The sequence below is a fragment of the Gottfriedia acidiceleris genome (assembly GCF_002128425.1).
GTDB lineage: Bacteria > Bacillota > Bacilli > Bacillales > Bacillaceae_G > Gottfriedia > Gottfriedia acidiceleris.
Genome location: NZ_NESS01000007.1, coordinates 164,096 through 178,101, shown reverse-complemented (window position 1 = coordinate 178,101; position 14,006 = coordinate 164,096). Strand labels below are relative to the sequence as shown.

The window sequence follows — 14,006 nt, the reverse complement described above, 5'->3', positions numbered from 1 at the left end:
GAACTTTAATTATGAATCAAGACACTCTACAGCTTTTTAAATTTTTAACAGAATTACAAGGTGCACCAGGATTTGAGCATGAAGTTCGTCACTTCATGAGAAAAGAACTTGAGAAATATACGAATGAGATTGTGCAAGATCGTTTAGGAAGTATTTTTGGAGTTAAACGTGGAACAGAAGATGGACCTACTGTAATGGTGGCAGGTCATATGGATGAAGTTGGTTTCATGGTTACTCAAATTACAGAAAACGGGATGCTAAGATTTCAACCACTAGGAGGCTGGTGGAACCAAGTATTGCTTGCTCAAAGAGTTCAAGTTATGACAGAACAAGGACCAGTTATTGGAGTGATTGGTTCAATTCCACCGCATTTATTAAGCGATGAGTTAAGAGCTAGACCAATGGATATGAAAAATATGCTAATCGACATTGGTGCAGATAACAAAGAAGATGCACAAAATATTGGCATTCGTCCAGGTCAACAAATTGTACCAGTATGTCCTTTCACACCTATGGCTAATGAGAAAAAAATTATGGCAAAAGCATGGGATAACCGTTATGGATGTGGACTTGCGATTGAATTATTAAAAGAAGTTCAAAACGAGACATTACCAAATATTTTATATTCAGGTGCTACTGTTCAAGAAGAAGTTGGACTTAGAGGAGCACAAACAGCTGCAAATATGATTAAACCTGATATCTTTTACGCACTTGATGCAAGTCCAGCTAATGATATGTCAGGATCTAAATCAGAGTTCGGTCAATTAGGTAAAGGTGTATTATTACGTATTTTAGACCGCACGATGGTTACGCATAAAGGAATCCGTGAATTTATTTTAGATACTGCAGAAACGAATAAAATTCCTTACCAATATTTTGTTTCACAAGGTGGAACAGATGCTGGACGAGTACATGTTTCAAACGATGGTGTACCATCTGCTGTAATTGGTATTTGCTCTCGCTATATCCACACTGCAGCATCAATTATTCATGTTGATGATTATTTAGCTGCTAAGGAATTACTTGTAAAGCTTGTTAAAGCGACTGATAAAACTACTGTTGAAACATTACGTAATTATTAAAAAGAGCTGTCTCATAAGTCGAATGACTTTTGAGACTCTCTTTTTTTTGTGAAAAATTACTTCATTAAATTAATTGCAGAGAACATATTGCGAACTTTGTTGATATCGAGTCCTATCCAAACAAGGAACAATAGTACACAATTACTTGAAACGAAAAAAAATATGACCACAATACAAAAAAAAGCCTCACCAGCAAATTATTTACCTCGTTTTAGAAGTCTATTTAGAATAACCCCTTTATGTTTTATAAAATCTTTTCCTAAACGATTAATCGATAACGCTTAACCCTGTTTTATATAAATGTTATTAACAAATTCTTAACATCCAGTTAATGTGGGTTTTACGATGGTATCTTATGATTAAACGGTAATAACCAGTAACAAACATTAAACAAACCACATTATTAAGAGGAGATAAACAATGAAAACTGAATTTAAGAAGAAAAGTTACAAGGTTAAGGTGATTCAAGGTGTTGTTATAGGTATGACAGTTCTAGGATTAACAGCATGCGGAAAAGCTGTGGAAACGAAAAGTGAATCTGTAATAAATCCGAATTCATTAACTCTTAATGAAATTGAAGCTAAAGCAAAAAAAGAAGGTGAAATTAATAGTGTTGGTATGCCTGATTCATGGGCTAACTGGGGTGAAACTTGGAAAGAAGTTAATGAAAATTATAATTTAAAACATATTGATACGGATTTGTCTAGTGCAGAAGAGATTGCAAAAATGGAATCTGAAAAAGAAAATGCTACTGCAGATATTGGGGATGTTGGAATGTCTTTTGGCCCAATCGCAGAACAAAAGAAATTAACGATTCCTTACAAAACATCTTACTGGGACGAGATTCCTGATTGGGCAAAGGATGATAATGGCGACTGGGTAGTTGGATACCAAGGAACAATTTCTTTTCTGACAAATAAAGAATTAGTAAAAACACCTCCTAAATCTTGGGACGATATTTTAAAGGGAAAATATAAAGTAACAGTTGGAGATGTACAACGTGGTACTCAAAACCAAATGGCCGTACTTGCTGCTGCTATTGCTTACGGTGGAGATGAAAAAAATATCAAACCAGGAATCGACTTCTTTAAAAAGCTAGCAAAGCAAGGTCGTTTAAGCTTAACAGATGCTAAACCAGCAAACATCGAAAAAGGAGAGGTTGAAGTAGCCCTTGTTTGGGACTTTAATGGGCTTGGATATGCAGAAGCTATTAATCGCAATCAATTTGATGTATCTATACCTAGTGATGGATCAGTGGTTAGTGGATACTCAACTATTATCAATAAATATGCTAAACATCCTTATGCGGCTATGGCTACAAGAGAATATATTTTAAGCGATGAAGGACAAATCAACTTAGCAAAAGGATTTGCACGTCCTATTCGTGACGTAGTACTTCCAAAAGATGTAGCTGCAAAAATGATTCCAAAAGAGCAGTACAAAAATGCAAAACCAATTAGAGATTTTAAAACTTGGGAAGAAACCGCAAAAACTTTACCACAAATCTGGCAAGAAGAGGTGTTAGTAAATGTCAAATAAAGTTATAGCTATCGTTGTTGATGGTATGAGATATGACAAAGCTTGTGAAGCTCTTGGGTACCTTCAACATTTAGTTGAATTAAATCAAGCAGCACTTTATAAAATGAAATCGGAGCTTCCTAGCCTTTCACGCCCATTATATGAAGTGTTATTGACCGGAACAGCATCATCTGTAAATGGAATTACATCGAATCAAGCAGTGCGTTTATCTAATGAAAAAAGTATCTTTCATCTTACAAAGGAAAATGGATTAAGTAACGGAGCGGTATCTTATTACTGGGTAAGTGAATTATATAATCGTGCACCATTTAATTTTATAGAAGACCGAGAACAAGATGATCTCTCTAATGCGATTCAATATGGAAAATTCTATTGGGATGATGATTATCCCGACAGTCATGTTTTTGCGGATGCTGAAACTTTACGTAGAAAATATGACCCCAACTTTTTGTACATACACCCATTAGGTGTAGATGTTAAAGGAGAACTTTATGGTTCGGAATCGAAAGAATATCGTGAACAAATTTTAAAAATAGGAAGTTTGTTAGCCCAACTTCTTCCGATTTGGATGTGAGAAGGTTATCACGTATTAATAACATCTGATCATGGAATGAGTGAAACTGGAAATCATGGTGGGATAACAGCAGGCGAACGAGATGTACCATTGTTTATCATCAGTCCGAAAGTTGAGCCTGGTGTTTATGATGAAGTAATTCCTCAGTTGGCTTTTGCACCACTTGTTTGTGAACTATTAAATATCGAGCCATCAAATAAGATGATTTCTTATCGATTACCCGGATATAAGGAAAAAAATGAAGTTTATTGAAATGAAGATTTTTAATGGAAGGAGAATTGGTTAGAACCAATTCTCTAATGTTTAAAGAATTTAAGGGAGCGAGAATTTTTGCAAAAAATAAAAAAACATAAGATTTACTTATTAGCTCTTTTATTGCCATTTGTATTGTTTGTAATAGGATTTGAATTAGGACCATTGATGGCAATGATTAAGAATGGTTTTTATGCTGATGATGGAAAGCATCTTACTATAGATCAATATATAACGATATTTAAAAGTAAGTTTTACTTACAAGCTATTAAAAATAGTATCGTCATTTCTATTATTTCGGCAGTAATTTCGATTCTAATAGCTGTTGTCATGGCTTATTCTTTTACAAAGTTTTCACGTAAAATACAAAATCGTCTATTAATGATTGCTAATATGACTTCAAATTTTGAAGGAATTCCTCTTTCTTTCTCATATATTATTTTACTTGGAAACAACGGATTGTTTACTTTGCTTTTTGCAAAACTTGGCTGGGATCTATTTTCTAATTTTAATTTATATTCATGGACCGGGCTAATACTTGTCTATATTTATTTCCAAATTCCTCTAGCAATTTTGTTGATTTATCCTTCCTTCCGAGGAATAAAACAACAATGGAAAGAAGCGTCTGCATTATTAGGAGGATCAACAATATCATTTTGGCTTAGAATCGGAATTCCAGTACTTTTACCAAGTATAGTAGGTACTTTTAGTATTTTATTTGCTAACGCTATGGGGGCTTATGCAACGGCCTACGCATTAGTTGGTAGCAATTATAATTTATTGTCATTGCAAATTGCCTCACTTGTCGCAAGTGATGTTGCATTAAAACCTCAATTAGGTAGCGCACTAGGAGTCCTTCTAGCAACAACTATGATTGGAGCGATGTGGATTAACGAAAGAATGATGCGTCGCATTAGGAGGGATTTACGATGAAATTATCATCGATGTTTTTTAAAGTGATCGTCGGATTACTTGTAATCTATTTATTAATTCCGTTAGTCGGTACATTCTTATTTTCAATTGCACATAAATGGGACCATACAATCTTACCTGAGAGCTATACATTAAATTGGTATATTGAATTATTTCAGGATGGACGATTTATTGGTGCTTTTCAACGAACATTAATCTTAATTGTCATAACCGTTTTTCTAAGTGTTTCAATCATGCTCCCAACAATCTTTATCATAACGGTATATTTCAGTAAATTCGAAGGAATTCTTCAAGCAATTTCGATGCTTCCGTATGGAATTCCTCCTATAGTAGGAGCAGTTGGTTTAATTAAGTTATATTCTGATGGTCCATTGCAAATTGCAGGTACGCCTTGGATATTAATTGGAGCTTACTTTATAACGATTCTACCGTTTATGTACCAAGGTATTCGTAATAGTCTTAGAACATTAAATGCCATTCAACTTGTAGATGCAGCAGAATTGCTTGGTGCAACTAAATTTCAAGCTTTTCGAACTGTTGTAATTCCGAATATTTTATCTGGAATATTAGTTTCAAGTTTATTATCAGTAGCACTTTTATTCAGTGAATTTGCATTTGCTAATTTACTAGTAGGAGGAAGATTTGAAACTCTACAAATATATCTTGTTGATAAATTAAATAGTAGCGGACATATAACAAGTGCCATCGTTATTACTTATTATTTGGTGATTATGCTCTTAACGGGAACTGTGTTAAAACTCTCGTTTAGAACTAAAAAAACGCCTGTTGTGTTAAAGAAAAAGTGGTCTATTTTAAAAAGACAAAGTCATTTAAAAAATACTGCAATTGAAGGTGAAATTAAATGAGCTACGTAAATATTGATCAAGTGACTAAAAAATATCAAAATCAAGTCGTTTTAAATAATATTTCCTTAACGTTTAATAAAGGTGAATTCGTGACGCTTCTAGGCCAAAGCGGATGTGGAAAAAGTACTTTATTACGTTCTATTGCCGGACTTGAAGACGTCGAGGTAGGAAATATATTAATTGATGGGAAAAACATAACTAATTTACCTCCACGCCAACGTGAAGTAGGAATGGTATTTCAGTCTTACGCACTTTTTCCAAATATGACAGTATTTGAAAATATAGCGTATGGGATAAAAATGAAGAAAGCTAAAAACATTCATGTAAAAGTAAAAAAGATGATTGAATTAGTTGATCTAATAGGTAAAGAAGAATCATACCCTCACCAATTATCAGGAGGACAGCAACAAAGAGTTGCTCTAGCACGAGCACTTGTCATGGAACCAAAAGTACTATTGTTGGATGAACCTTTAAGCGCATTAGATGCAAAAATTCGAAAAAACTTACAAAAAGAACTAAAAAAAATACAGCAAGAACTAGATATTACAACTATTTTTGTTACTCATGATCAAGAAGAAGCAATGACAATGTCCGATCGAATTTTTGTGATGAATAATGGGAATGTAGTACAAGCAGGTACGCCTTCGGAAATATATACAACTCCTGTGAATAAGTTCGTAGCAAAATTCATCGGAAATTATAATGTTTATGAGTTGGACGTTTTCAATAAGCTTGTTCGTAGTAATGAATTTATTGGAAATGATGTAGCTATAAGACCTGAAGTATTAAAGATAGTGGCAGTAGGGGATGATTGCATGGATTTACAACGAAACTGGGGAATTAAGGGAATTATTACAGATGTTACTATGACTGGTAATGTATTAAGATACGAAGTTAAAACCGAAGAATCTTCTTTTCTTGTAGATAATCTTAACCACCGAGGAGAAATGTTCCAGCAAGGAGCGCATGTTAACATTATCGTGCCAAAGGAAGAATGCGTTATTTTATAAATTATTAAAGTTTCTGGAGGATTAAAATGTCTGTTTTACCTGAGGAAAGAAAAAACGAGATTTTAAAAGAACTTAATAAAAAAGGAAAAGTTAAAGTTGTCGAATTAGTGGAACAATTTAATGTGTCAGAAGAGACGATTCGTCGAGACTTAATGATATTAGAGGAAAAAGGTTTGTTAAAAAAGGTGTATGGTGGAGCAATAAAAACAGTTTATCAAAATGAAGAACCACCTTTTACACAACGAACGACGGTGAATCAGGAAGCAAAAGTAAAAATTGGAAAAAAAGCGATAGATCTAATTTCAAATGGAGATGTAATCGCAATTGATGTTGGCACAACAATGCTTGAATTTGCTCAGTGTATTGAAAATAAAAAAGACATTACAATATTAACTAATTCATTACCAGTTTCTTCTCTGTTAACAGAGTCTTTAAATCAAAACAAGTTTACTGGACAAATATTATTACTTGGTGGGATTGTTGATCCAATGCAACAATCAATTAGCGGTAGTATTACTGAACAATTATTAAGTCAATTTAATATTGATAAGGCATTTATTTCAGCCGGCGGCGTTTCAACTCACAATGGAGTAAGCAATTATCATTTACATGAAACTCTAGTATCTCGAAAAATGGTGGAAGTATCCAAGCAAGTGATTTTATTAACAGATTACTCGAAAATTGGTGTAGATACATTTTGTAAAGTTTGTTCTCTTGAAAAAGTTGATGTAATCGTGTGTGATCATTCATTTCCCGAAGAATGGAATGAGCATGCAAAATTAGAAGAAATTAAATGGATTCAAGCAAATTAAATACAAAGGTCTATACAATCATTATTCTTTATGTTAAATGGACAACAACGCAATTAATGAACCGTTATTGTCCTTCTTAAGCATGCAATTTTAGGTAATATCCGATTTTTGAACACTATTAAACTAAATGAAAAGCATAATGGATTAAAGGGGATAGAATCAATGAGCTTCATTGCAATAGATTTAGATGGCACATTATTAAATAATGAGAATGAAATTAGTGAAGAAAATATTAATGCAATTAAATTTGCCGGAGAAAATGGAATTGAAATCGTTATTTCAACGGGGCGAGCGTATTTTGATGTTCAAAAAATTTGTGAAGGATCTAAGCTATCTCCATATGTGATCGGAACAAATGGGGCAACAATCCATTCAAAAAGCGGAGAATGTATTTCATCAATTACAATCTCAGAAATGAATGTTGAACAGATATTAAAGTGGCTTGATGACAGAAATTATTATTTTGAAGTTTTTACAGATAAAAGCATTTATTCTCTTAAAGATAGAAGAGCGAGTTTTCAAAATGAGATTAATAGCCTTAAAAGAAATGATTTAAATCAAGAAATGAAAGAACTAGTTAATGTTGCTGAAAGACAATTCGATCAGTTTGGGTATGTTTTAGTTGATCAATATCATGAAATATTACAACGAAATGAAGAAGTTAATAATATTTTAGTTTGTACGTTTGATAAGGAAAAATTGGCGGAGGCTAGAAATCGGTTTAATAAAAGTAATGAGCTAACGGTTGTGTCTTCTGCAGAGCATAATATCGAAATTACGAGTCGTTTTGCATCCAAAGGATTGGCATTAGAAAAATTAGTTTTTTTACTGAATGGTTCATTAGATCAGGCAATGGCTATTGGAGACAGTAATAATGATATTTCGATGTTCGAAAAAGTCAGATATAGTGTTGCAATGGGAAATGCAAAAGAAGATATCAAAGCAATTTGTATACAAACAACTTTAAATAATAATGAAAATGGTGTTGCCCACGCTATATATCATTACATTGATACTTTTGTAGTTCAAAGATAAATGGTTTGAAAGCTCTCGAGTAAATAGAATAATGTCATTCTTTTAAAGAGTAGGTTGTCACTTTAAGATGCTTTCATTTTGAAAGTGTCTTTTTTATTGTATATTAAAAATATATTTAAATAACTTAATAAAACATTAGACCAGCGAATGGGAGTTACAACAATGAAAATAATAATAGGTTCTTTAAATCCGACAAAAGTAGGAGCGGTACAAAAAGTCTTTAATCAGTTTAAAGTTGAGGGATTAAATGTTCCATCCAATGTTTCAAACCAACCAATGACTGACTGCGAAACGATGGAAGGTGCGATTAATCGAGCACATAATGCCAAACGGGAGGGAAAATCTGATATAGGCATTGGCTTGGAAGGCGGTGTAATTATTGAGGGTGATCGACTCTTCCTCTGTAACTGGGGAGCACTTGTATATGAAAATGAGGTCATACTAGCAAGCGGTGCAAAAATTTTATTACCTAGCGAATTTATTAATGAGTTAAGAAATGGAACTGAGCTTTCAGTATTAATGGAACGATATACGAATGAAAAAGATATACGTAGTAAAGAAGGGGCAGTAGGAGTATTTACAAATGGCCGAATTACTAGGACAGAAATCTTTGAACATATTTGTGAATTACTATTTGGACAATATGAATTCAAGAAACGAAAAGAAGAAAACAATTGAGAGGCATCCTTTTTGCATATCGATAAAAATAAGATAAAATAAAAGAAAACGAATTAAGCGAGGGAAAAAGAATGGAAAAAATTACATCAGTTGAACAATTTGAACAAGTGAAACAAGGAGAAAAAGTGGTTTTCCAATTTTCAGCAGATTGGTGTCCGGATTGCAGATTTTTAGATATGTTCTTCCAAGAAATAATTGATGAAAATAAAGACTTTACGTTTTATTATGTAGACCGTGATCAATTTATTGAGCTATGCCAAAATCTCGATATTTTTGGTATTCCAAGTTTTATAGCGTTTAATAAAGGTGAAGAAATTGGTCGTTATGTAAATAAGGATCGTAAAACAAAAGAACAAGTAGAAGAGTTTCTTGAAGGATTAAGAGGCTAATAAGGTAGGTAAAACAATTGGCTAAAAAAACAACACTAGACTTAAAAAAAATGATAGAAAACCGCCTTGGAAATGAAGATTGGCGTTTTATCTATGATCGTGAAAAAGAAGACCTTCGAATTGAAGGGATTGAAAGTAGTAAAGGGATGAGTGTTTCTTTAAATAGTGCAGTAGCAAAGTATGAAGCAGATGGTGAAGAGGCATTTAATGAATTAATTTATTATATAAAAGAAGCACTTTCTGCTATGCACTCCGAAACTGTATTTCTTGAAGAACAAATTCGACCAGTTATTCGAGCTACATCGTTTCCAACTGAAAAGGAAGAAGGAAATTTATTTGTAACGAATGAACATACCGCAGAAACTAGAATCTATTATGCTATTGATTCAGAAAAAACGTATCAACTAATTGATGAAAATTTATTAGTAAAGTCAGGTTATACAAAAGAGCAGCTTCATTCTATTGCTTTATTTAATTTAAGAAAAATGCCTGTTCAAATAAAGGAAGATATTGTTGCAGATAATACTTTTTATTTTGTCCGTACAAATGATGGATATGATGCAAGTAGAGTATTGAACAATACTTTTATAAAAGAAATTCAGTCAAAAGTAAAAGGTGAATTATTAGTAGGAATTCCTCATGGAGATGTACTAATCCTTGCTGACATTCGAAATAACATAGGTTATGATATAATGGCGCAAATGAATATGAGTTTCTTTGCAAGTGGAAAAATACCAATTACATCATTGTCATTTGCTTACGAAAATGAAAAGCTAATGCCAGTATTTATTTTAGGGAAACAAAAGAAGCAATAGAGAGGAAGAAGTCAGTGAATATTTTTTATAACAAAGAAGGAATTGGCGATACGCTATTAATTACATTAAAACAAATTCCATCAGAAGATCGTCAAGTTGAACGAAAAGGGAATATTGCACGCGTATATAGTGCAGTTACGAATGAAACGGTTGCTATTAATGTGTTTGAGGCATCTAATTATGTAGATGTTCAAGAAAACGGTGTCGTTACAATTACTGAACACATTGTTAATACGGTTAATGAATTACTAGCAAAAGAAGGATTTAACGATTCATTAGTATTAGACCTTTCACCTAAATTCGTTATTGGATATGTGATTGAAAAAGAAAAACATCCAAATGCTGATAAATTAAATATTTGCAAAGTAGATGTTGGAACAGATACATTACAAATTGTTTGTGGAGCTCCGAATGTTGAACAAGGACAAAAGGTTGTTGTTGCAAAAGTTGGTGCTGTAATGCCATCAGGATTAGTCATTAAAGATGCTAATTTACGCGGAGTTGATTCTTTCGGAATGATTTGTTCTGCACGTGAACTTGACCTACCTGACGCTCCACAAGAAAAAGGAATCTTAGTTCTAGAAGCTGATGCTGAAGTTGGAAAAGCTTTTTTTAACTAAATAATATATGAATAAATGCTAGGCCATTAATTGGTACTAGCATTTTTTATGTTTATCATAAAAGTTTTAAGATCTTAATAATAATTTGCTTAAATTTTATAATTGATAACGAAATATGATTGAACTAGCGCAATTTGTAATAATAATGTGTTTTTTGTCATTATGTCACATGGTAAAATAAAAGGTATGAAAAGAAATAGAGAGAGTGAGAAAAATGAAGAAATGGTTAAAAAGCCTTTTTAAGGCGAATAGCCTTAATGAGATTGAAGAAGAGTTTGAAGAAAGGTTTGAAGAAAAGCCTGTTGAGGAGAAATTATATCAATCACACTCTATCGAAAAAAAGAGAAACGCTTTACATGAGCGTCCAAAATTTAGATTTCCAATTGAATTAGATGAAGAATTATCGACACCAAAGCCGATAAAGGAAACAAAAGTTGAACCAGTTTTTAAACAACAAAAAAATGATGATATTTGGCAAAAGTCACCAAACAGTTTAAATAAAGAAGAATATAAACCTACATATAATCAGAGTAATAATTTTGTAAAAAATACTTTTCAAAGTAATCACTATGATAAAAGTAATTTATCTAGTCGACTTGAAAAAAATCAAATTTCAAAAAGTGAGCAAGAACCATCAAAAGTAGAAAAAGAAGAAAAGGTCGATATTGTATTTCGTCCAAAAAGAAAAACACCATTTCGACCAAGTGAATATATTTCACCAATTTATGGTTATCAAAAGTCTCCGATAAAAGAAGACAATTTTACCGATTCTGACCTTTCTTCAACTAACGAAGAAATTAGAGTTGAAGCTTCTCAAGTTAATAATGTACTTGAAAATGTTGAAATCGACACTTTCGAAAAAGAGAGTTTCGTCAATCAAAATCAAGAAATAATTGAAGTATTAAATCTAGTAGAAGAAGAAATTCAACCTGAAGCTAATCAAGTTGAGAATGAAGAACTAGGTGATGTAGTTCATCAAAATGAAATAGAACATGCGTTGATAGTTGAAGATGTTCAACTAGAAACTCATGAAATTGAAGCTGAAGAGAAGAATGAGGATATAGAACCTGAAATTCATCATGTAGAAGTCGAAAATGAAGAGAAAAATGAAGTTGAACAGTTTGAGGCTTATCAAATTGAACCAGAAGTTGAAGTGAGAGATGAAGAAGTACAGCTTGAAACCATTAAAATTAAAGCTGAAAATGAAGTTGAGATTGAAGAAGTACAACATGAAGCAGATGCCCTTGTTAAACTAGATGTGGAAGATGTCATTGAACAAAATGAGTCGAATGAGCACAAAGTTGAGACTTTGGTCCAATTTGATGAAAACGAAGACAAAGGTACTGAACTCATTCAAAATAATGAAGAGTATAAAGTAGAATCCGAATTAACAGACGAGTCAGATGTTGTTATAAAAGAGATTAAAGAAGAAGTGGTTCAGCATGAAAGTTCAACTGTTGACTCTAAAGTAGAGGGATCCGTTGAAATTAATCAACATTCCGTTGCAAATTCTAACGAACAGATAAAGACTGAAATAGAAGCTAATAAAGAGGAAACTGAACCTAAACCAATTGAGAAACGTCAGAAAAAACGCCATTTTCCTTTTAATGTTATGATGCTTCGAAGTGATGTTGAGGCTTCTAGAAAAGCAAATATAATGAGGCAGCTTCGTGAATTACAAAATGAGTCTGCTGCAACAGTAGAAAAGGTAAATGAAGAAGTTGAGGCAAATCAAAATGAGCAGATGATTGAGAAAGCTAGTTTACCTGAACAAAGTGGAATTTTATCTTCAGAGAAAGTTCAACCAAGTGCAATAAATGATGAAGTAATCATCAATGAAAATACTCCTGAAGAAATTCAAAATCAGTCAGTTCTTGAAAATGTAGAAAGCAAACCAGAAACGAACTTAACTGAAGAAATTAATCAGACTGATGAACGTCAAGGTTTAGAGGAATTGCCACCAGTACTTTATGAATTACCAGAATTAGAGTTATTAGTTGAGCCTCCAATTGAACAATTTAATGATGGGGATTGGGTTGAAGATCAAAAACAGCTACTTCAAGAAACATTACAGAATTTTAATGTCGGAGCTAAAGTAATTGCTGCAACTCAGGGTCCAACAGTAACTCGTTTCGAAGTTCAGCCTGATCCTGGGGTGAAAGTAAATAAAATAACGAACTTACAAGACGATATTAAATTGAGCTTAGCAGCTAGAGATATTCGAATTGAAGCGCCGATTCCTGGTCGAAGTGCTATTGGTATAGAAGTACCAAATAAAGAAAGTAAGCCTGTTTACTTAAGAGAATTAGTTAGTCAGGATAAATTTTTGCAAAGCGAGTCACCTTTAACTGTTGCTCTTGGACTTGATATAGGTGGAGATCCTGTTTATGCAGATATTTCAAAAATGCCACACGGTTTGATTGCTGGGGCAACGGGATCTGGAAAGAGTGTTTGTATTAATTCAATTTTAGTTAGCATTTTATATAAAGCGAAACCTCATGAAGTGAAATTAATTTTAATAGATCCTAAGATGGTTGAGCTTGCACCGTACAATCATATTCCACATCTTATTTCGCCAGTCATTACTGACGCTAGAGCCGCGACTGCAGCTTTAAAGTGGGCATGTGATGAAATGGATCGACGTTATGATTTATTTGCTCATGCCGGGGCAAGAGATATAAAACGATTCAATGATTTAGCGAAGAAAAAAGGTGCTTATAATGATGAATTACCTTACTTAGTCATTATTATTGATGAATTAGCGGATTTAATGATGGTATCTCCTGGGGATGTAGAGACTTATATTTGTCGAATTGCTCAAAAAGCGAGAGCATGCGGAATCCATTTATTAGTAGCAACTCAAAGACCTTCAGTTGATGTCATTACAGGTATTATTAAATCAAATATACCGACACGTATTGCGTTTACAGTATCTTCACAAGTAGATTCTAGAACAATAATTGATATTGGTGGAGCTGAGAAGTTACTTGGACGAGGAGATATGTTATTCTTAGATAATGGAAAATCTCAAGCAATTCGATTACAAGGAGTTTATGTATCAGATGATGAAATCGAACATGTTGTAGAGATTGTTAAAGACCAACAAAAACCGAATTACTTATTTAATCAAGAGGAACTTGTAGCAAAAGCGGACGCACAGGATGTTGATGATGAACTTTTTGAAGAAGCAGTGGAGTTTGTCATTGTTCAAAAAGGTGCTTCTGTATCAATGTTACAAAGACGTTTTCGAATTGGATACAACCGTGCAGCTAGATTAATTGACCTAATGTTTGATCACGGGATTGTATCGAATCAAAATGGAAGTAAACCTCGTGATGTACTGATTACATTAGAGGAGTTTCGTTCTGAGTGATAAATTAGAAAATCGATAAAAATTAAGT

At 33.1% G+C, this 14,006-nt stretch carries 12 protein-coding genes and 1 pseudogene; all 13 read left to right on the top strand.

Annotated features, from left to right (window positions below):
* The first annotated feature begins 11 nt into the window (after positions 1-11).
* The 13 genes and pseudogenes from B6K90_RS14830 (at position 12) to B6K90_RS14770 (ending at position 13,978) form a co-directional block, all read left to right on the top strand.
* Positions 12-1,082 carry a M42 family metallopeptidase gene (locus B6K90_RS14830; protein WP_088013561.1) on the top strand — a complete coding sequence of 357 codons (1,071 nt, stop codon included), beginning with the start codon at positions 12-14 and terminating at the stop codon, positions 1,080-1,082.
* Between the two features lie 420 nt (positions 1,083-1,502).
* Positions 1,503-2,621: an ABC transporter substrate-binding protein gene (locus tag B6K90_RS14825; protein ID WP_088013560.1), complete on the top strand. Its 1,119-nt coding sequence runs from the start codon at positions 1,503-1,505 to the stop codon at positions 2,619-2,621.
* Positions 2,611-3,447: pseudogene (locus tag B6K90_RS14820) on the top strand (alkaline phosphatase family protein). Before B6K90_RS14825 ends, B6K90_RS14820 begins: the two are co-directional and overlap by 11 nt.
* Before the next feature lie 78 nt (positions 3,448-3,525).
* Complete coding sequence (locus tag B6K90_RS14815) at positions 3,526-4,380, top strand: ABC transporter permease (protein ID WP_088013559.1); 855 nt, start codon at positions 3,526-3,528, stop codon at positions 4,378-4,380.
* Positions 4,377-5,246, top strand: coding sequence for an ABC transporter permease (locus tag B6K90_RS14810; RefSeq protein ID WP_088013558.1), 870 nt, complete (start codon positions 4,377-4,379; stop codon positions 5,244-5,246). The genes B6K90_RS14815 and B6K90_RS14810 overlap by 4 nt, the downstream gene beginning before the upstream one ends.
* Positions 5,243-6,256, top strand: a complete 1,014-nt coding sequence (locus B6K90_RS14805) for an ABC transporter ATP-binding protein (protein ID WP_088013557.1) — start codon at positions 5,243-5,245, stop codon at positions 6,254-6,256. Before B6K90_RS14810 ends, B6K90_RS14805 begins: the two co-directional genes overlap by 4 nt.
* 26 nt (positions 6,257-6,282) lie before the next feature.
* A complete protein-coding gene (locus B6K90_RS14800) occupies positions 6,283-7,068 on the top strand; it encodes a DeoR/GlpR family DNA-binding transcription regulator (protein ID WP_088013556.1) in 786 nt (261 codons plus the stop codon).
* A 162-nt stretch (positions 7,069-7,230) separates the two neighbouring features.
* A complete protein-coding gene (locus B6K90_RS14795) occupies positions 7,231-8,103 on the top strand; it encodes a Cof-type HAD-IIB family hydrolase (RefSeq protein ID WP_088013555.1) in 873 nt (290 codons plus the stop codon).
* A gap of 162 nt (positions 8,104-8,265) precedes the next feature.
* A complete protein-coding gene (locus tag B6K90_RS14790; protein ID WP_088013554.1) occupies positions 8,266-8,781 on the top strand; it encodes a DUF84 family protein in 516 nt (171 codons plus the stop codon).
* A 71-nt stretch (positions 8,782-8,852) separates the two neighbouring features.
* Positions 8,853-9,170 carry a thioredoxin family protein gene (locus tag B6K90_RS14785; RefSeq protein ID WP_088013553.1) on the top strand — a complete coding sequence of 106 codons (318 nt, stop codon included), beginning with the start codon at positions 8,853-8,855 and terminating at the stop codon, positions 9,168-9,170.
* A 17-nt stretch (positions 9,171-9,187) separates the two neighbouring features.
* Positions 9,188-9,985, top strand: coding sequence for a DUF1444 family protein (locus tag B6K90_RS14780; RefSeq protein WP_268875898.1), 798 nt, complete (start codon positions 9,188-9,190; stop codon positions 9,983-9,985).
* Between the two features lie 14 nt (positions 9,986-9,999).
* Entirely contained in the window at positions 10,000-10,605 is a 606-nt protein-coding gene (ytpR, locus tag B6K90_RS14775) for a YtpR family tRNA-binding protein (RefSeq protein WP_088013552.1), read from the top strand.
* 214 nt (positions 10,606-10,819) lie between these two features.
* Complete coding sequence (locus B6K90_RS14770; protein WP_088013551.1) at positions 10,820-13,978, top strand: DNA translocase FtsK; 3,159 nt, start codon at positions 10,820-10,822, stop codon at positions 13,976-13,978.
* Positions 13,979-14,006: the final 28 nt, after the last annotated feature.